The sequence below is a fragment of the Hymenobacter sp. 5516J-16 genome (assembly GCF_022919335.1).
In the GTDB taxonomy this organism is placed as follows: Bacteria; Bacteroidota; Bacteroidia; order Cytophagales; family Hymenobacteraceae; genus Hymenobacter; species Hymenobacter sublimis.
The window spans coordinates 1,217,252-1,236,876 of record NZ_CP095058.1 but is presented as its reverse complement, the minus strand read 5'-3'; the positions used below and the strand labels follow the sequence as shown (position 1 = coordinate 1,236,876).

The 19,625-nt window shown below is 57.9% G+C and carries 16 protein-coding genes and 2 pseudogenes; 7 read left to right on the top strand and 11 right to left on the bottom strand.

Features of this window, described 5'->3' with window-relative positions; genetic code table 11:
* Positions 1–91 precede the first annotated feature (91 nt).
* Positions 92–1,471: pseudogene (locus MUN84_RS06030) on the top strand (SusD/RagB family nutrient-binding outer membrane lipoprotein); the annotation flags it as partial.
* 73 nt (positions 1,472–1,544) lie between these two features.
* On the opposite strand, the pseudogene prfB reads toward MUN84_RS06030, so the two are convergent.
* From prfB to MUN84_RS05990, 8 genes and pseudogenes are all read right to left on the bottom strand, one after another.
* A pseudogene (gene prfB / locus MUN84_RS06025) lies at positions 1,545–2,620 on the bottom strand (peptide chain release factor 2).
* Positions 2,621–2,798: 178 nt separating this feature from the next.
* Positions 2,799–3,863, bottom strand: a complete 1,065-nt coding sequence (locus tag MUN84_RS06020; protein ID WP_244697067.1) for a branched-chain amino acid aminotransferase — start codon at positions 3,861–3,863, stop codon at positions 2,799–2,801.
* A gap of 170 nt (positions 3,864–4,033) precedes the next feature.
* The gene (locus MUN84_RS06015; protein ID WP_244697066.1) at positions 4,034–4,582 is read right to left on the bottom strand and encodes a cob(I)yrinic acid a,c-diamide adenosyltransferase; all 549 of its coding nucleotides are present in this window, start codon (positions 4,580–4,582) and stop codon (positions 4,034–4,036) included.
* A 94-nt stretch (positions 4,583–4,676) separates the two neighbouring features.
* On the bottom strand, positions 4,677–5,396 hold the full coding sequence (locus MUN84_RS06010) for an ABC transporter ATP-binding protein (RefSeq protein ID WP_244697065.1): 720 nt from the start codon (positions 5,394–5,396) through the stop codon (positions 4,677–4,679).
* A gap of 15 nt (positions 5,397–5,411) precedes the next feature.
* Positions 5,412–8,468 (bottom strand): tetratricopeptide repeat protein, encoded by a 3,057-nt coding sequence (locus tag MUN84_RS06005; RefSeq protein WP_244697064.1) that lies wholly within the window; start codon positions 8,466–8,468, stop codon positions 5,412–5,414.
* Positions 8,469–8,474: 6 nt separating this feature from the next.
* Positions 8,475–8,762: an Asp-tRNA(Asn)/Glu-tRNA(Gln) amidotransferase subunit GatC gene (gene gatC, locus MUN84_RS06000; RefSeq protein ID WP_110977075.1), complete on the bottom strand. Its 288-nt coding sequence runs from the start codon at positions 8,760–8,762 to the stop codon at positions 8,475–8,477.
* Positions 8,763–8,832: 70 nt separating this feature from the next.
* Positions 8,833–9,678: a lysophospholipid acyltransferase family protein gene (locus MUN84_RS05995; protein ID WP_244697063.1), complete on the bottom strand. Its 846-nt coding sequence runs from the start codon at positions 9,676–9,678 to the stop codon at positions 8,833–8,835.
* A gap of 148 nt (positions 9,679–9,826) precedes the next feature.
* Positions 9,827–10,390, bottom strand: a complete 564-nt coding sequence (locus MUN84_RS05990; RefSeq protein WP_244697062.1) for an NUDIX domain-containing protein — start codon at positions 10,388–10,390, stop codon at positions 9,827–9,829.
* Positions 10,391–10,831: 441 nt separating this feature from the next.
* Between MUN84_RS05990 and MUN84_RS05985 the strand changes: the two genes are divergently transcribed.
* Both MUN84_RS05985 and MUN84_RS05980 read left to right on the top strand, forming a co-directional pair.
* Positions 10,832–11,074, top strand: coding sequence for a hypothetical protein (locus MUN84_RS05985; protein ID WP_244697061.1), 243 nt, complete (start codon positions 10,832–10,834; stop codon positions 11,072–11,074).
* 185 nt (positions 11,075–11,259) lie between these two features.
* Entirely contained in the window at positions 11,260–11,835 is a 576-nt protein-coding gene (locus MUN84_RS05980; protein ID WP_244697060.1) for a ribonuclease HII, read from the top strand.
* Positions 11,836–12,068: 233 nt separating this feature from the next.
* Here MUN84_RS05980 and MUN84_RS05975 read toward each other — a convergent pair whose 3' ends face one another.
* The 3 genes from MUN84_RS05975 to MUN84_RS05965 all read right to left on the bottom strand — a co-directional run bounded on the left by MUN84_RS05975 (position 12,069) and on the right by MUN84_RS05965 (position 14,499).
* Entirely contained in the window at positions 12,069–12,512 is a 444-nt protein-coding gene (locus MUN84_RS05975; protein ID WP_244697059.1) for a response regulator, read from the bottom strand.
* A gap of 88 nt (positions 12,513–12,600) precedes the next feature.
* Complete coding sequence (locus MUN84_RS05970; protein ID WP_244697058.1) at positions 12,601–14,106, bottom strand: sensor histidine kinase; 1,506 nt, start codon at positions 14,104–14,106, stop codon at positions 12,601–12,603.
* Between the two features lie 27 nt (positions 14,107–14,133).
* Positions 14,134–14,499 carry a CZB domain-containing protein gene (locus MUN84_RS05965; RefSeq protein WP_244697057.1) on the bottom strand — a complete coding sequence of 122 codons (366 nt, stop codon included), beginning with the start codon at positions 14,497–14,499 and terminating at the stop codon, positions 14,134–14,136.
* Between the two features lie 244 nt (positions 14,500–14,743).
* On the opposite strand from MUN84_RS05965, the gene gcvT reads away from it, so the two are divergent.
* The 4 genes from gcvT (at position 14,744) to mltG (ending at position 19,562) form a co-directional block, all read left to right on the top strand.
* A complete protein-coding gene (gene gcvT, locus MUN84_RS05960; RefSeq protein ID WP_244697056.1) occupies positions 14,744–15,850 on the top strand; it encodes a glycine cleavage system aminomethyltransferase GcvT in 1,107 nt (368 codons plus the stop codon).
* Between the two features lie 84 nt (positions 15,851–15,934).
* Positions 15,935–16,669: a 2-phosphosulfolactate phosphatase gene (locus tag MUN84_RS05955; protein ID WP_244697055.1), complete on the top strand. Its 735-nt coding sequence runs from the start codon at positions 15,935–15,937 to the stop codon at positions 16,667–16,669.
* 309 nt (positions 16,670–16,978) lie between these two features.
* Complete coding sequence (locus MUN84_RS05950; protein ID WP_244697054.1) at positions 16,979–18,463, top strand: helix-turn-helix domain-containing protein; 1,485 nt, start codon at positions 16,979–16,981, stop codon at positions 18,461–18,463.
* A 64-nt stretch (positions 18,464–18,527) separates the two neighbouring features.
* On the top strand, positions 18,528–19,562 hold the full coding sequence (gene mltG / locus MUN84_RS05945) for an endolytic transglycosylase MltG (RefSeq protein WP_244697053.1): 1,035 nt from the start codon (positions 18,528–18,530) through the stop codon (positions 19,560–19,562).
* The last annotated feature ends 63 nt before the right edge of the window (positions 19,563–19,625 follow it).

Below are 19,625 nucleotides of genomic sequence, written 5' to 3'. Positions count from 1 at the left end.
ACCGCAAACTCGCGCTAGTTCTACCGCTGGTTCTGGGCCTTAGTGCCTGCGAGAACAATTTTGACGCGCTAAATACCACCCCAATAATTCAGAGGTTTCTAACCCTGCGTTTATCTTAACGGGTGCGTTGCGTTCAAATGTATTTCGCCTTTACGATGTACCCGCAAGTCAAGATGGTGCATTGCTGATTATTCAGCATTGGGCCAAAGTGCAATACACTAACGAAGACCGTTACGCATTCCGTGCAGGTTCGTATCAGAGCATCTGGGATGGTTTCTATGCCGGTGGTTTGCAAGACTTCAACTTGCTTGTTAGAACGGGCCAGGAGCAAAACAATCCGAATATGCAGGCAGTAGGTCGCATCATGCGCAGCTACTTCTTCTCTATTCTGACTGATTACTACGGAGATATTCCTTATTCCCAGGCGTTGCGGATTGAAGAGAATGTTTTGACGCCTAAATATGATACTCAGGAGCAGGTATATACCGGACTGCTTACTGATTTGAAAGAAGCATCCAACCAGATCCAGATCAACGGTCCAGCGGTGGGTGGGGACATCCTGTATAACGGTGACATGGATAGATGGAAGCGCTTCGCGAATTCGTTGCGCTTGCGTTTGGCCATGCGGATATCAGATGTTAAAGAAGCCCAAGCTCGTGCGGAAATAGCCGAACTCCTAAACGGTTCTACTCCACTTATTAGCAGCAATGCCCAAAACGCGCAGTTAGTTTTCTCGGGTTCAGCCCCTAATACTAACCCAATTGCCGTAAACCGTTCAACACGGGATGATCACCGAGTAAGCCGTTCGATTACAAAGCGTTTAGCTGTATTGAACGATCCACGCTTACCAATTTATGCTAAACCTGCCGAATGCAAAGCATCTAACGATGCAGCCGCACCCGATTCCACTGGTTTATTCCGCGGGGTACGTAATGGTCTAACAAATGGCAACGCATTGGCCTTAGGACCTTTATGTAGTACTTCTAAAGTCGGTGATGCCTTCACCAAGGCTGATGCTCCTGGAGTACTTATGACGTACGCAGAAGTATTGTTCCTAAAGGCAGAAGCGGTTGCCCGAGGCTTCGTAACCGGCGTAGCTCAAGCAGAATATAATAACGCTATTACTGCTTCGATGAACCAATATGGGATTACGGGTGCTCCTGTAACCGCTTATTTGGCTCACCCCTCTGTAAGTACTCCAATTACGCAAGCTAACTACCGTGAGGTCATTGGTAATCAAAAGTGGATTGCGCTTTACGGCCAAGGTAGCGAAGCTTGGTCGGAATGGCGTCGCCTTGATTACCCACGTTTACCTGTAGCAGCAGCTTCGACGGGTACGGGTGGTCGCATTCCAGTTCGTTTCCGCTACCCTGCAAATGAGCAGTCGCTAAATACAGCTAATTACCAGGAGGCTGTAGCCCGTCAGGGTGCTGATCTGCTAGTGACTAAACTTTGGTGGGATAAATTTTAAGCCTATCAGATAGTAAGTAAAAAGCCCGTTGGTGATTGACCAACGGGCTTTTTACTTACTATCTGATAGATACTCAATTCTGCATCAAATAACCCTTGATATATTCCTCTAGGTCACCGTCCAATACATTCTGCACATCGGTGCGCTCGATGCCGGTACGGAGGTCTTTGATGAGTTTGTAGGGGTGCAGCACGTAGTTGCGAATTTGGGAGCCAAAGTCAATGCGCTTTTTCCCCGCCTCTACTACTGCTCGGGCTTCGTTGCGCTTGTCCAACTCTAGCTGATATAAGCGCGACTTTAGCATGCGTAGGGCGTGTTCTTTGTTCATGAGCTGGCTGCGCTCAATCTGACATTCGATGATGATGCCGGATGGTGCATGGCGCAGGCGGACGGCCGTTTCTACCTTGTTTACGTTTTGTCCGCCGGCACCCCCAGCCCGGTAAGTGTCCCACGTAATGTCGGCTGGGTTAATCTGAATATTGATGGTATCATCTACCACGGGGTAGGCAAAAACCGAGGCGAAGGAAGTATGGCGGCGGCCGCTGCTGTCGAAGGGGAGATGCGCACCAAGCGGTGAACCCCAATTTCGCTTTTAAGGTAGCCGTAGGCAAACTGACCGTCGATTTCCAACGAGGCGGATTTAATACCGGCTCCTTCGCCGGGCTGGTAGCTAACCTGACGCACGGAGAAGCCCTGCTTTTCACCCCACATGATATACATGCGCATGAGCATTTCGGCCCAGTCCTGGCTTTCCGTACCTCCAGCACCGGGGTTGATGTCAATAATGGCGGAGAGCTGGTCCTCCTCATCGGAGAGCATGCGCTTAAACTCCAGCCGCTCCACGGCCTGCTGCGCCCCTGAAACTCGCGCTGCATTTCCTCTTCCTCTACGTCGTCTTCGCGGTAGAAATCATAAAGTACCTCAACGTCGCTAACAAGCTTCTCAACGGCCTCGTAATCATCCGTCCAGACTTTGACGGATTTGATTTCCTTCATAACGGCCTCGGCTTTTTTAGAATCATCCCAAAAGCCGGGCGCTGTGGTTTGCTGCTCGGTGGCTACTATTTGCTCTTTGCGGGCATCGTAGTCAAAGATACCTCCTCAGGGCCTCGGCGCGGCCCTTCAACTCCTTCACCTGGTCGTAGGTCATGGAAAAAAGAATGAATGATAAAATGAATGAACGGGGCGTAACATCTACCGATGCACGAAGGCAAATGTCCGGATAAATTGCGAGGGTAGTCTTACCGTACTAAAAACACTGTAAACAAGAAAAGACGGCCCCATGTGGGGCCGTCTTTTCTTGTTTAATCGAAAGCTGGTTAACGGAGCTAGACTCGTACCATCCAATCGTGCTGGTCGGCAGCTTCGCCGCTACGAATGGCGGCCAGTGCAGCCGATACTCGGTGCGAGAAGGCGTCAGCCGGTGGGGTGGGGAGAGCATAGTCCTGGCCCTGGTAGCCGATGGTGGCAATGGGAGCAATGGTAGCCGCCGTGCCTACCCCGAAGGCCTCTTGCAGAGTGCCGTTGGCTTGTGCTTCCAGAATCTCCAGGGCCGACACTTTGCGCTCCTCTACGGGCATACCCCAGTCGTGGGCTAGCTGCAGCACGCTACGACGAGTGATGCCGTCAAGGATGGAAGTGCTTAGGGCCGGCGTTATTAATCGGTCGTTGATAACGAACATGGCGTTCATCGTGCCCGATTCCTCTACGTACTTGTGCTCCGAGGCATCGGTCCAGATGAGCTGATTATAGCCTTCCTGCTGGGCCAGCTTGGTAGGGTACATGGCCGCACCGTAGTTACCCGCATTTTTGGCAAAGCCTGCCCCGCCTTCGGCCGAGCGCACATATTTCTCCTCGAATCGTACCCGCAGCGGCTTGTTGTAATACAGGCCAACCGGGCACGTGATGATCATGAAGCGGTACGAATCCGAGGGGCGGACGCCCAGCATGCCATCCGTGGCAAACATGAAGGGGCGAATATAAAGGGCACTACCGGTGAAATTTGGTACCCACTCGGCATCCAAGCGAATCAATTGGCTCAGGCCTTGCATGAAAATTTCTTCCGGCACGGCCGGCATGCACATACGCTCAGCCGATAAGTTAAGCCGGCTCAGGTTGTCGTAGGGCCGGAAGATGTAAATATCGCCCTGCTGATTTTTGTAGGCTTTCATACCCTCAAAAATGGCCTGACCGTAGTGCAGAGCCGAGTTAGCCGGGCTTACCGTCATGTCGCCGTAGGGCACAATTTGCGGCTCCTGCCACTCGCCATCGTGGTAGTCAACTACCAGCATGTGGTCAGAGAAGGTCTTGCCGAATTCGAGCTGGTCGAAATCTACGGCAGCCAAACGCGAGGCGGTAGTCCGCTGCGTGGAAATAGTGAACGTGTCGAGCATGAGGAGTGGGGTGGGAAAAGGGTAACAGGTACACAACCAACATGTCCGGAGCCAACGGGTGGCCCTAAGAAGTCAGGTTGTGTTGGCGTGGGTGGGAAGAGGATCGGTGCGGTATGGTAAAGGTGCAGAATTTCTTCCGAACACTTGTTAGTTTAGATCAGTGCCAGCCTTTACATACGAGGCTCCCACTTCACTTCCTCGGCCTGTAGCTCATGGGCCATCTGGCGGCTTAGCACGAAGAGATAATCGGAGAGGCGGTTGAGGTACATCACCACCAGATCGGCAACGAATGAATCTTCGCGGAGCTGAATAACCAGCCGTTCCGCCCGCCGGCATACGCAGCGGGCCACGTGGGCAAAGGACACCGACTGATGGCCCCCAGGAAGCACGAAAACCCGCAACTCGGGTAGGGTTTCGTTCATGTGGTCCATCTCGCGTTCCAGCAGGGCCACATCCTCGGCATGTAAATCCGGAATTTTCATCTTGGATTTCTCCGGGTCAGAGGCCAAAGAGGAACCGATGGTGAACAGACGGTCCTGAATTTCTTTGAGCAAGTCGCGGCGACTAGCATTTACCGCTTGGTCACGGACTAAGCCCACGTAGGAATTCAGCTCATCCACGGTGCCGTAGCAGTCAATGCGCAGACTTGATTTGGGCACGCGGGTGCCGCCGATGAGGGAGGTGAGTCCCTGGTCGCCCGTTTTGGTATAGATTTTCAACAGGAAGGCAGAAAACAGTGGAACGTAAAGTCCAACTACTACTTATTGGCCCTAAATGTTAGAATCCGGACCACGTCTTGGGAGCTGCGCCAGACTAAGAAGTGGTTAACTGCTGGGTAGCCACCGCGTTATTCACCACATCTGATTCAATCAAGCCGTCGCGCAGGCGCACGATGCGGTGGGCGTGGCGGGCAATATCCTCCTCGTGCGTTACCATAATGATAGTGTTGCCGCGCACGTACAGGGCCTCAAATAACTCCATAATCTCGTGGCTGGTGCGGGTGTCAAGCGCCCCGGTAGGTTCGTCAGCCAGAATGATGCTGGGGTTATTGACCAAGGCACGGGCAATGGCTACGCGCTGGCGCTGACCACCGCTAAGCTCATTGGGCTTGTGCATGGCACGCTCCGCTAAGCCTACGCTCCGCAAGGCCTCGCGAGCCATTTCCTGCCGCTCACTTTTTCCGTAGCCAGCATAAATGAGAGGAAGCGCAACGTTGTCGAGTGACGTAGCCCGAGGTAGCAGGTTAAATGACTGGAACACGAAGCCAATTTCCCGGTTGCGCACATCGGCAAGCTGGTTGTCGGTCATGTTGCTTACGTCCTTGCCATTCAGAATATAGTGGCCGCCGGAAGGCGTATCGAGGCAGCCCACTATGTTCATGAGAGTAGATTTGCCCGAGCCGGAAGGGCCCATGAAGGCAACGTATTCGCCGCGCTGAATGGTAATGGATACCGATTGCAGAGCGTGAATCTCCTCGGACCCCATGCGGTAGACCTTGGAAATGTCAGTGGTTTCAATGACGGGATACAGCATAACCAGAGGGCCGGGTTAGTTCCAGGGAGCGGCGGAAGTGGCGTAAGACGCACGACGTGCCTCGTACTGTGTACGAAAGGTAGCGTAATCTGCGGGTGAAAGCAATGCCCCTAAGTGGGCCATTGGCGCAGCAGCGTATTCGGTAAGCCCCACAGGAACAGCCGCCAGCACATAGGCCTTGAGCAAAGCAGCCGACTCCGGGTTGTACTCAATTCCGCGCAGTAGGGTGTTATAGGCCGCCGGAAAGTCGCGCTGCCGGGTGTGAAAGTTAGCCGCCGCTACCAGGCCATTTTCTACAAACGGAGCCTCGCGGACCAGCTGAGCGTAAAGGGCCGCTGCTTGCTTGGGCTGTTTGTCTACCTCAGCCAAGGCGGCTCGAAAATAGAGGCGGTAGAATTGGTCGAAACCCTCAAAACGGCCTTGCTTGACGAGCTGCCGTAGGGCAGGCCATTGTTGAGCCCGCGCGTACAACTCGCCCCGTAGCACGTTCCAGGCCGAAGCATTCGGTGCCGTAAGGGCCGGCGCAAACTGGTTAAGTGCCTGCTCAGCTGCCGGTAACTGACCCGCCTGAATAGCCCTCGGTAGCTGGGCCAGCAAGGCAACCTGCCGGAGAGCAGGAGCCGTAAGAGCGGTGGCCGCTGACAGCAGTTCAGTTGCGGGTAGCTCGTCGCCGCGCAGGACCACGTATTGTACCCGTAAAGAGTCCGGCGCTTGCTGAAAACTAGCCCGGAAATCTGGCTCCAACACTACTTGTAACCGGCGCGCCGGTCTGTTACTGGCCAAATCTGGGCTGGTAGCAGCCTGCCGCGCAACACGCCGCGCCGAGTCGGGTTGGTTGCTGAGGGCCAAAGCATACGCGGCCGGCAGCGCGGCCGAAGCGGTGCCATTCTGGCGGGCCTCGGTCAGACGGCCGGCGGCCGGCGCGGGTAGGTGCTGATCCAGGAGCCACAGGCCCTGTAACTGCTGGTAATAGCCAGTAGCTGATCCGGAGCCGGTAGCCAGCGGTAGGATAGTGGATTGAGCCGCAACGGGCCGACCCCCGTAGTGCTGGGTGAAGGAGCGCAGGAAATTTAGCTGGTCGAGGTAGGCGCTGTTCGCGGGCTGAGCCGCCAAATAAGGCAGTACCGACAACAGAGTGGTGTCGCGGCGAAGGGCGCGGTTCAGGCCGTCGTGGTAGAGGCGGGCAAATCGGATGGGGGTAAGGGCCGCCGCAGTATCAGGAACCGGAGCGGCAGTAGAAGTCTTGTTGGTGAGGCGGGCCAGAAGCAGGCCGTTGCTTTGCAAGGCTTCATCCGGGGAGGCGGCGTTGCGCTGGGCCAGTTGGGTGGCGGCGGGCCACTGCTGCTGCCCGATGAGGTAGGCCAGCCGGTTGGCCTGTAGCACAGCATCGTCGGGAGCGGCAGCTTCGGCGCGGTTCTGGTAGTATAGCACCGAGTCGGCAATGGCGGAGCGGGTGTAGAGCTGAGCCAAGTCGCCGTTGAGACGGGCGCTTCGGGGCGTGGCTTTCAGGGCCTCGCGCAGCACGGTGAGCCGGTCGAAGAAATCCTGGGGCTCATTGTAGAGCGCTGCCAACCGGAGGGAAATCTTCTCGGACGGACGGCGGCTCAGCGCGCGGCGCAGGATGTTAATTTCGTTTTGTCGCTGCAGGCGGAAGCGGTACAGGGCTGCCCGGCCCAGGCTGGCCTTGTGGTTGTGCTGATCGAGGGCGTCACTCTCGGCGTAGTAGCGCTCGGCTAGCAGCGCCTGCGAGAGGTCATCGGGCGTTACCTCGCTCTGCAGGCGGGCCAAGTCGCCTAGGTTGTTGTAGTAACCCGCCTTCACCTGATCGGCAATGATGAACTGGTTACGCAGCAGCACTATCCCTAGCAGCGCTACGCCAAGAGCATACATGGCGTAGAAAGGAAAGCGGCGCGGCTCATACACCACCCGGTACACGGGTAGCTTCTGGCGCAACAGGGTAGCAAAATTCAGCAGAATGTAAATCAGGAAGGCTCCGCCCACGCACAGCAAGGCCAGCGCCGTAAAGTCGCGGGCGGCCAGCAGAAGCGGGTCATTGGCCGTAGCCAGGGCATAGCCCAGAGCTGCTGCCCCGAGCAGTACCAGTACCGGAAACAAATGAATCATGCCCGGCTGGTACGGCACCCACGCGCCGTAGGTAGCTGCTCGCCGCCGTAGGCCCAGCCAGCTCACTACCACCGCCGGTACTAGCAGAATGAGCGGATCGAGGTGCCAGCCGGGCAGCACTTCTACCACTCCATTGTTCCAGTAGTACATGCCCAGGGTGCCGAGGTATAAGCCACTGGCCAGCAAAAACGGCAGCAGGCCGAAACGGCCCGCTGGCGTTTCGGCCTGGGTATTGAGCCACAAGAGGCCGTACACATTCTCGAACCCAACCCACAGCACCAGCAGGGCAAAAGCCACGGCTCCGCTCACGGTAAAAAAGCCGCTTAAGTGCAGGGCCGTAACTTCAGCCGGGTTGGGATTATTACCAAACAGTAACGCCCCTAAACCCAGCACCAGCACGCCAAACAGCAGCAAGCGCTTGCCTAGTGCAACGTTGGGCCGGAAGGCGTGAAAGTAGTAGGCCGGCAAAGCCAACACGGCCAACGCCAATACCAGAAAATACTGCTGCCCAGCATCGAACACGCCCAGCAAGTCGGCGTTGAGCGACATCAGGAGGAAAATAACCAGTGCCATGCCCGCCACGAAGGCCGGCCGGGCGAAGCTGCTTACTACCGCTAGGAAGTATACCAGCGCTACCCCCAATAACCCAACCAATACCAGCGCCGCTTCCGTTTGCAGAAAGGGGCCGGCCACGTCGTAGGTCTGGGTAATGAGGTAGGTGTTGGCCTGCACGGGTAGGGCCTCTAAGCCCACGCGTACGGTGGCTACGGTGGTCGGGACAGGCGTTAGCTGGGCCACCGGGCGTACCGGCAACACCGTGTCATCGGCGGTGACATAGTACCAGCCAGCCGTTACTACGGCCAGCACGGCACACAGCGCCAGCAACAGGAAGGAGCCGCGCCACCAGCCGAGGCGGGGCGCAGTGGCGGAAGAAGCGGGAGCAGGCACCAACAGTTAGTCCAGTACTTTAGGTACGCGGAAGTAATCGGAGTCTTTGCGCGGAGCGTTGCGCAGACCATCCTGGTGACTCACTGTGTTCTGGGGCTCGTCGGGGCGTAGCACATTGATTTCCTGTGAGAGGTGCACCAGAGGTTCCACATCGGTAGTATCAAGCTGACGCAGCTGGTCTACCCAATCCAGAATCTTGTTCAGGTCGCCGAGCATCTGCTGCTCTTTCGTGTCGTCAAATTCGAGGCGGGCCAAATGGGCTAAGCCGCGGAGAGTAGCAAGGTCGGTGCTCACGGGTAAGAGAAGGTAAGTAGGTATGATGAGGAAATAAGCCGGGCAATTCCGCTTTGATGCGGCCTGGAACCTAATGGCGGTTGGCCAGCAACTCAGGTTGCTGCGGGCTTGGGGCGGCGGGGCTAGCCGACTGCGGCCCTGGCCCGCGCCAAGTGCTTGGCTCCGGAATGCCACCTGCTTCAGGGCGGAGGGCGCTGGCAATGGTCGTATACACCTGCTGCTTAAGGGCCGGTGCATCAGCGGCCGTAAGGTTGGTGGTAGGAATAGGTTCGTGCAGAATGATGGCCAGGGGCGAGTAGCGTACCCGCAGCCCGTCAACATCGGGCATGAAGCGGTGGTTCAGGGGCATGGTAATGGGCACTACCGGTACCCCAGCCGCAATGGCCAGTTGAAAGGCCCCATCTTTAAACGGTTCCAGCTGCTGACCGGGCGTTTTGGAAATGGCACCCTCCGGAAAAATAACCACTGAACGCCCCGCTTCTAGGGTCCGGCGGGCTTGCACCATGGCCCGGCCCCGGCTAATGGCACTGTCGCGGTCCACGGTGATGTATGCCCGCCCGAAAATCGGCCCCCAGATGGGCACCTTCGCCAGGGAGCTTTTGCCCATGATGTTCAGCCAGCCCGGAATGGTTTTGAACAGCAGCGGAATATCGATGTAGGAGCTGTGGTTGGCCACGTACACGCAAGGCTGCCCGGCTGGCAGCGGGTGTTTGCGCACTACTTCCACCGGCATCCCCCACATGCGAATGAAGAGCTTGCTCCAGTAACGGTTCAGCGTGTGCAGGTAGCGGTGCCACTGGGGCCGCCGGCTCAGGGCCCACTGCAGCGGATACGTCAGCACGAACGGCATTACAAACCAGAACGTAGCCCAAGTGGTATACAATCGGTGGCCGATAAAGCGGAGGAGGCGCGACATAGGTGCAAAAGTACGGGGAATGTGAGAAGGGCCCTAGCAGCACGTAAGAACAGTACCCGCGCCGGAGCCCGGGTTGCATCCTGCCCGCCTACCACGCCGCCCCGGCTCAAGCCTGTAATACAACAACCTCAGGCGTCCGGCGGGCCACTTACAGGTTCAGCAGGCGGGCTGCTTTCAACAGGCCGGCCACGCTGATGGCGTCCGTGATGCGGCTGTCCATAACCAGTTGCACGGCCTCGGTTAGCGGAAGTTTCCAGAGACGCAGGTCCTCGGTTTCCTCGGGCTCCACCTCGCCCTGAGTTAGCTCCTGAGCCAGGAACACGAATCCTTCCTCATCGGTAACTGAGTTGGAGGTGTGCAGGCGCATGATGTTAGTCCAGCGGGCGGCGCTCAGGCCGGTTTCCTCGCGCAGTTCCCGTTGCGCCGATTCCAGAATATCAAGCTCCACCGGGCCGCCGCCCATCGGTATTTCCCAGCTGTACTCGCTCAAGGAGTAGCGGTACTGGCCCACTAGCCAGGTATTACCCTCCGCATCAACGGGAATGATGCCCAGGGCTTTATTCTTCATCGACACTACCCCGTAAATACCTGGGTTACCAGCCGGGTTAATGATTTTATCTTCCCGGACCCGAATCCAGGGATTCTGGTATTTAATTTCGGAGCCCAGCAGCTGCCAGGGGTTATGGGTTTCATCAACAGCGGGAGCAGCCATAGCAAACGGACAAGTGGAGTAATAAACAAGTAGCGTGAACCCTGCAAAGGTAGGGCGCGGCGCGGGCTTACCGGGCTGTTCAGCTGCCCTCGCCGGTTGGAACAAGCTGTTGGCCGGCGTAAGGAGGCTGTTAGTCCAATATTGCAGCGCAGGGCCTAAGTGCGGGCATACCTTTGACTCATTAAGTATTCAGCGCGCGTAGGGTTTATGGAAAGGAAGGCTCGTACCGCGTAGTGTTGACCCCGGCAAAAGGAGTAGGGTGGATGAATGATAATTGCCGGCCAATGCGACGGAAAAGGCCGCTGCCTCGGGCAGCGGCTTTTTTATTTTCTGGCGGCCAGCTGCCCAAATCATGTAAGCAACTCCTGCCAACCTCTACTGTGTAGCGCGCGTAGGAAGCCAGTATCGGTCGTTCATTTCCCGGCCGACACTGTACTTTTTATGGCTAATCAACCAAAAAACCAGGCATCTCAACTACAGGAAGGCGACCCACTGTTCAATCTGAAGCACGCCCAGGCCGAATCTGAGCTGGCCGAAAAAACGGGAGGCTTAGGCCCCACTACCAACGTGTACATCACCACCGATGAGGATGACGCCATTGATGAAGGCCCCCGCGACAAGCAGGGCTTCCGCCGCGGCGAATCGGCTGGTCCGGATGCGGGCACTACGGCTGGCAGCCACTAGCCCTGCTGATTTTTAGGGCTAGGTATTCCCTTTAGCCCATTAGTTTTTACCCATAGAAAAGCCTCCGCGGGTGCTTCGGCCACCGCGGAGGCTTTTCCCGTTTTCGGGTGGTGCTCAGCAGTGGCTGGTCAAATTGTGTCATTCAGTAGCCGAATAGCATGGTCTGAGCCGTATTTTTGAAGCGTATGCTACTAGTTTCTTACTCCGGCGAGCCCCTGGAAGCGGGCCTCGATGAAGCCGGCCGCGGCTGTCTGGCCGGGCCTGTGTTTGCCGCCGCCGTTATTCTGCCGCCCGACTTTGCCCCCCGCTACCTCAACGACTCCAAGCAGATGACAGCCAAGCGCCGGGAGCAGGTGCGAGCCGAAATATGCCGCGAGGCCGTGGCCTGGGCCGTAGCCGAAGCCTCGCCCCAGGAAATTGCCAGTATCAATATTGCCCAGGCCAGCTACTTGGCCATGCACCGCGCCGCCGACCAATTACAGCCGCGCCCCACGCACCTGCTAGTCGATGGCAACCGCTTCCGCTCGCACGCCACCCTGCCGCACACCTGCATCATTGGGGGCGACGGCATTTACCGCAACATTGCCGCCGCCTCCGTGCTGGCCAAAACCTTTCGCGATGAGCGCATGCGGGAGCTGGCGGCTGAGTATCCGCACTATGGCTGGGAGCAAAACGCGGGCTACCCCACCGCCCGCCACCGTACCGCCATCCGCGACTTTGGCCCCACTGAGCACCACCGCATGGGCTTCCGCCTTTTGTGAAGCAGTGAGGTGGTGAAGTAGTCAGGTAATGAAATGGCAAGTGAATTTTCTGTGCTGTTATGGCGAGGCACGAAGCCATCCTGCCTGACCAGTGCGCTACCCTGCTAAAATGTGACAAGCCCTTACCTCCGCGCTGGAAGTAAGGGCTTGTCAGGTTGTTAAGCTCCAAGTAAATGAGAGGAAGGGTGGCTTGGTCGTGCCTCCTCGCCAGGACAACTCACTCAGTTATCATTTCACTCTTTCAGGCGCAGTAGGTCTAAGAAGAGGCTGAAGCCGTCTACGGTGGTGCCGCCCTCGCCGAAGCTGTCGAAGCTCAGGGGTTTGATGATGTAACCGCTAACGGCGAGGTCCTGGGCCTTGAGGCGGTCGGTTTCCAGGTCAGACGTTGTGGTGATAAAGACGTTAAGGCCCACGAACTCTGGGTCAGAACGTAGGGTAGAAAGCAGTTCCAACCCGTTCATGCGGGGCATGTTTAGGTCCAGCATTACCACGCTGGGCTTGGGAATGGCCTCTTGGCCACCCTCGCCGCGCAGCATGTTGAGGGCCTCGCGGCCGTTGCGGGCAATGTGCAGGGGCACGTCCACGTTATGCTTGCGCAACTCGCGCTGCACATTCATTATATCCATCTGGTCGTCCTCGACGAGCAGAATACTGGGTTGATCAGGGGTAGAAGCCATAAGGAAAGGAGCAGGATAAATACCAGGTGGCAGCGGCATTTTTATACGGCAACTACCGCATAATGGCGGTGTTCGGAACCAGCGCGGCTCAGTTTTCCAGGCGGCGGGTACGCTCCTTAGGCCAGGTGAAGATGAAAGTGGCCCCCTGACCCTCAGTTGATTCAACGCGAATGGTGCCGCCCTGGCGCTCCACAATTTTCTTGACAATTGCCAGCCCTACCCCGGTGCTTTCCAGGGTATCACGCTCCGTTAGGGTCTGGAAAATGACGAATATCCGCTCGTGGTACTCTGGGGCAATACCCGGCCCATCGTCGGCTACGGAGAAGGTGTAGAACTGCGGCCCCTCTATGCAACCAATGCGCACGTTGCCGTGCTCGGGGCGGTCGTGGTATTTTACGGCGTTGCTGATCAGGTTGGTGAATACTTGCTGGAGCTGAACGCGGTTCGTGTGTAAGGTTGGCAGGTAAAATGGCAGCTCCACCTCGAAACCCGCGGGCAATTCTAGGGAGTCAATGATTTCCCGCAGCAGCTGGCGTACGAAAACCGGCTCGTCGGCCTGGAGCGTGCGGCCTACCCTAGCTAAATCCAGAATACCGGAAATCAGGCTTTCCATGCGTCGCACCCGGGTACGCATCAGCTTCAAGAACTCCCGGATGTGTTCAGGCAAGTCTTTGCCCATGTCCTCTTCAATCCAGCGCGAGGCCGTTTCAATGCCCCGCAACGGCGCCTTCAAGTCGTGCGACACCACGTAGGCAAACTGGTCCAGCTCCTGGTTGCGCCGCTCCAGCTGTCGGATGTTCGTGTTAATGGTGTCGGTCATGGTATTGAGCGAGTCGGCCAGCTCCGTAAGCTCATCCTGCTCCGTGTCGTGCACTTGGGCCGTATAGTTGCCGGCCGCAATGCGCTGGGCCTGGCTCACCATGCCCCCAATGCGGCGCGCGAGCTGGCGCACCAGGTAGGAGGCGTACAGCAGGCCCAGAAAAATGGTGGCCAACGTAATGCTCACCGATAGAATGCGGGTTTCCCGGATACTGTCGCCCAGCTTCCCGCGCTGCTTAATGCGGGTTTGGGTTTCTACCTTCTCGAAGGCCGCGAACAGCACCCGAATCTGATCCATCAGGTTCTTGCCCGTCAGATCGGTAGTCAGGTTGCGGTGCTCCAGGCCGTCGAGGCCGGTTTGGCTGGGGTTGCGGCGCAGGGCCTCCCGTTTCTCGCTGATGAGCAAGTGGGAGTAAGCGGCCCACTGCTGAAACAGTTGCTGGGCCCGAATCATGCGCTCGTACTGAGGCGTGGCCACCGTCAGCTCGTCGCGCAGCTGGGCAAATCGGCCCAGCAGGTTTCGTTCGCCTTCGTAATAGGGCTCCAGCACGGTTTCGTTGCCAATGAGCAGGTAGCCCCGAAAACCGGTTTCCATGTCGATGATGTTACGCAGCAGGGTGGTGGCCTCGCCCGTAATGCGCGTGGAGCGCTCTACCCGCTGCGAGTTGCGCAGCACCGCCCGCGAGAGTTGGTAGTTAATGGCAACTACCCCGGCAAACAGCACCGAGATGGCCACGAAACCGGCAAAGAGTTTAGTAGAGATTTTTAGCTTCATGCAGCACGGTAACAGGAAACCGGCCGTTTACTGCTCGGCGCGGAGTTTTTGCTCCATCGTACGCAAGAGCTTGGTAATATGATCAGCCAGGGCGTTGATTTCCGACAGGCCCGCAATAGCTTCTTCCTTGTGGCCACGTTGGTGCAGGTCCATGAGCCGGTTGGCCACGTGGTGAATCTTGATGTGGGCGCGGTCTAGCTCCCGCGTTTCGGGCAGATGCCCAAACTCCGGCAAGGCCCGCTCGGCAATCCAGTGCCCAAAAATGCACGCTTGCGGGTCGCGAATGGGCGCCTCACTCGTGCCGCTGCCGTACAAAAAAGAGCGCAGCTTCGACTTAAAAAGCAGATGCTTAATGCTGGCTGATTCGAATTCCTGTTTTAAATCGTAGGGCATGGGAGGGGAGAAACTCTGAACCATGCCGCGGCAGGGAACAAGCGGGGAGAGGCAAAAGGCTAGGCGGCTGGAAGCAGCATTCCAGAAGGAACAAAGATAACAAACCTGCTCGCGCCAGCCCGGCATAATTGGCTACTTTCGCCCTGCCAATGGCTTGCTGGCTTCCCAGCCCGGGCCCCGTGGGGCTAGCCGCCCCGCTTAGCTACCAACCTCAATTTGCTATTTCTACCTCATTTCCCACCCCATGTCTGAAACGCTCAAAACCGTTCCCCTCAACGACGTGCACCAGCAGCTAGGTGCCAAAATGGTGCCCTTCGCGGGCTACAACATGCCGGTGCGCTACTCCTCCGACCTCGACGAGCACCACACGGTGCGGCGGGCCGTGGGCATCTTCGACGTGTCGCACATGGGCGAGTTCCGGGTACGCGGCCCCCAGGCCCTACCCCTAATTCAGCGCGTGACTTCCAACGATGCCAGCAAGCTCAGCCCCGGCAAGGCGCAGTATTCCTGCCTGCCCAACCAGAAGGGCGGCATCGTAGATGACTTGCTGGTGTACATGCTGGGTGAGGAAGATTACCTGCTGGTAGTTAACGCCTCCAATATTGACAAGGACTGGAACTGGATTCAGCAGTTCAACACCGACGGCGCCGAGATGCAAAACGTGTCGGACGACATCAGCCTGTTTGCCGTGCAAGGCCCCAAAGCCATTGCCGCGCTCCAGGGCCTGACCGATACCGACCTGAGCACCATTCCCTACTATTCTTTCGTGCAGGGCACCTTCGCAGGCGCGCCCAACGTCATTATTTCGGCCACGGGCTACACCGGGGCGGGCGGCTTTGAGCTGTACGTTCCCAATGAACACGCCCAGCAGGTGTGGCAGAAAATTATGGAAGCCGGCCAGCCCCACGGCCTGAAGCCCATTGGGTTAGGTGCCCGCGACACGCTGCGCCTGGAAATGGGCTACTGCCTCTACGGCAACGACATCACCGACGAAACCTCACCCCTGGAAGCCGGCCTCGGCTGGATTACCAAATTTACAAAGGAGTTTACCAACGCCGATAGCCTGAAAAAGCAGAAGGAAGCGGGCGTAGAGCGCAAGCTGGTAGGCTTCCTGATGGACGGCCCCGGCATTCCGCGCGGGCATTACGAACTGGTGAACGAAGCCGGCGAGAAAGTAGGCGACGTAACCAGCGGCACCCAGTCGCCGAGCCTGAGCAAGGGCATTGGCCTGGGCTACGTGCAAACCGAGCTGAGCACACCCGGTAGCAAGATTTTCGTGCAGGTGCGCGGCAAGCAACTGCCCGCTACCGTTGTAAAGCTGCCCTTCGTGAAAGGCACCGAGGAAGCGTAACGGACTTCAACCAGAAGATAAAACGTACAGGAACGTCATTCCGAGCGAAGCGCGGAATGACGTTCTGCTTAATTACTGCATGGTATGTCATCCTCCCGTCTCCCCACTCTCGACATCTGCTTTTCGCCTGAACTGCTACCTGTGTTCAATCTGCAAGGTAGGGTAGCAGTAGTGGTGGACATTTTGCGCGCTACTTCTTCCATTGTAACGGCGCTGGCTCAGGGCGTTACCCACTTGGTGCCGTTTAGCGAGCTGGCCGACTGCCAGGCTATGGCGGCCGCGGGTTACCTCACGGCCGCGGAGCGCGACGGGCAACAAGCGGCCGGCGTGGACCTGGGCAACTCGCCCTTCGGCTACCTCAATGGGGTAGTGCCCGTGCGCGGCCGCGGGGTAGCCATTACCACCACCAACGGCACCCGCGCCCTGCATCTATCGGCCGCCGCCGAGAAAATTGTGGTGGGCGCGTTCCTGAACATCGGGGCCGTGGCGGAGCATCTGCGGCAGCTAGGAAAAGATGTGGTAATAGTGTGCGCCGGTTGGAAGGGTAACTTTTGCCTAGAAGATACCTTGTTCGGAGGAGCCCTGGCCGCCCGCCTGCAGGCCGATTTCCAAACCACGGACTCCGATGCCACCCTGGCCGCCCTTGATTTGTGGGCCCTGGCCCAGCCTGATCCGGCTGCCTACCTGCTCAAATCTTCGCACGTACGACGCCTAAACCACCTAGAGGCCCACAAAGACATGGAGTTCTGCATGCGCCAAGATGAATACGCGGTAGTGCCCGTGTTTCGGAATGGGCAAATAACGAGTCTGCCGAAGTAGGTAGCCCCAGCCCACCCCCCGTGACGCAAGTAGCCGGCGAGTAAGAAGGCATTAGCTGTGGCTGATAACGCGACTACGGTCAGGTGAAGGTTCGCTAATTTCTTAAAGCCGATGCATAGGCCTAGATTTGTAGGTTTTTGATGTAAAATGTGCTTGCTTCCTGACTCGGCTGTTTCGTCGGTAGTCGTGCTACCTAGCAAATAGCCCGCACAGGCATCATGTATTTGCCTTAATAAGGCAGCCGATGCCCCAGTCAGGACGTCCATCACCGCATCTTTACCCGCCACACGTTCTACCTCATTCCTAGTTATGCTGAGTCACGGTCAGGTTGTCCGGTTGATTTTTGGGCTGAAACTGCGGGAGTTGCGCCAGGAGCGCGGCTACACCCCCGCGGAGCTGGCCCGCGCCTGCGACGTCTCGGTTTCCTACCTCAATGAGATTGAGAAGGGCAAGAAATACCCCAAGGCCGATAAAATTCTGAGCCTGAGCAAAGTGTTGGGTGTCAGCTACGACCAGCTCACCTCCCTGACTCTGAGCCGGCGCTTGGAACCCATTTCCGAGCTGCTGCAGTCGGACTTGCTCAAGGAGTTTCCGCTGGACATGTTCGGGCTGGACCCGCTGCGCATTGTGGAGCTGATTGCCGATGCGCCAGCCAAGATGAACGCCTTTATCAGCACCCTGTTTGAAATTGCGCGCAACTACGAAATGCGTCAGGAGCACTTTTTCCTGGCTGCGTTGCGCTCTTTTCAGGAGATGCACGACAATTACTTTGAGGAGCTGGAGCAGGACGTGCGCACCTTTATGGTGGAGCACAAGCTGCCCGCCGCAGCCCCCCTCGACCGGAGCCAGCTGGAGCGGGTGCTGGTAGAAACCTACGGGTATACCATTGACCGGAGCGGCCTGGACCAGTACGCCCACCTCGGGCGACTGCGCTCCGTATTCCAGCCCAAAGCCAAGCGCTTGTTGTTGCGGCCCGGCATGAGCGGGGCCCAGGAAGGTTTCGTGTTGGGCCGGGAGGTAGCGTTCAACTACCTCGCCCTGCGGGAGCGGCCCTACGTGAATGCCTCCTTCCCGGTGCGTTCCTTCGAGGAAGTACTCAACAATTTTAAGGCATCGTACTTTGCGGGGGCCTTGCTCATGGACGAGGAAATGCTAGTGCGTGACCTCACGCGCTTTTTCAACTCCAAGAAGTGGGACCCCGCCTTGCTGCTGGAGTTGCTGGCCAAGTATGATGTGTCGCCGGAGATGTTCATGCAGCGCATTACCAACCTGCTGCCGCGCCACTTCGGTATCCAGAGCCTGTTTTTCCTGCGCTTCGACCAAGCCAATGCCTCGGCCGGCTACAAGCTAACCAAGGAGCTCCACCTCTCGCGCCTGCATAACCCCCACGGCAACGAATTGCACGAGCACTATTGCCGCCGCTGGATTTCCCTGCGCATGATTGCCGAGTTGCGCCAGCAGCCCGCCACCCACGCGCCGAACTACACGCTTGGGGCCCAACGCTCCCACTACCCCAACAACGACGAGTACCTCTGCCTGACCCTAGCCCGCGCCGGCGCCGCTACTGAGCCCGCCGTGAGCGTTACGGTGGGTTTGCTTTGCGACGAGAACTTGCGGCAGAAAATCCGCTTCCTCGACGATGTGGTTATTCCCCAGAAGGAGGTAAACGAAACCTGCGAGCGGTGCACCATTCCGAATTGTGAGGTGCGTGCGGCGGCTCCGGTGGAAGTGGAGCGCCGCCAGCGCCAGCAGGAGCTGGAAGCTGCCGTAGCGGCACTGGTGAACGGGGCCTAGGGCTAAATCGGCTATTTTTGGAGTTGACCTATTCTGTTTTCGTTTGACTGCTGCTCGCTCCCTTATGCAACGTCTCCGGTGGCCCGCCCTGCTTGCTGCCTTGTTGCTGCTTCTGGGGGCGCTGGGAGCGGCCTGGTACGTGTTGTGGAAGCCCAACGTGCGCTACTCTGCCTTCGGGCCGGCTTACCTTTACATCCGTACGGGCACGGGCTACGGGGCCGTGCTGGATTCGCTGCGCAAATACGACCTCCTGCACGATGTAAGCACCTTCGAGCGGGTAGCACGCTGGCGCGACTATCCGCAACAGGTAAAGCCTGGGCGCTACCTGCTGCGGCCGGGCCTGAGTAATGCGGCACTGGTTGAGTTGCTGGCCCGCGGGGAGCAGGACACCGTTGCTTTCACCCTTGATGCCTTCAAGTACAAGCCCCAACTAGCCCGGCAGGTAGCCCGCCAACTTGAAACTGACTCGCTCCGTTTGCGCCGGCTGTTGCAGGACAACGCCTACCTCCAGCGCCGCTACCAACTCGATACCACCACGATTCTGACCCTGTTCCTGCCCGGGCCCTACCGCCTGCTCTGGACCACCTCGGCCCCGCAGTTTCTGGATTCGGCCGCTGCTACCCACCGCCGTTTCTGGACGGCGGAGCGTCGCCGCCGTGCCGACTCGTTGGGCCTCACGCCGGCGCAGGTGCACGTGCTGGCCAGCATTGTACAGCGCGAAACGGCCAAAAAAGAAGACAAGCCGCTGATTGCCGGCACCTACCTCAACCGCCTCCGCCGCGGCATGCGCCTGCAAGCCGACCCCACGCTACTCTGGGCCATCGGTAACTTTGGCGTGAAGCGGGTACTGAACCGGGATAAGCTGGTCGACTCGCCCTACAACACCTACAAGCACAAGGGGCTACCGCCCGGTCCTATCACTTCCGCCAACCGCCAGAGCCTTGACGCCGTGCTCAAGCCCGCCCGGCACGATTACTTCTTTTTCTGCGCCCGTCCAGGTGGCAGTGGCTACTCTGATTTTGCCGCCACTTTCGCTGAGCACAAGCGCAATGCCCGCCGCTACCAGCACTGGCTCGACAGCCTGGGAGTGAAGCGGTGATTCGGTGAATGAGTGACTGAATGAGTTGTCATGGCGAGGACAGATGGCTTCGGTGCCCTCGCC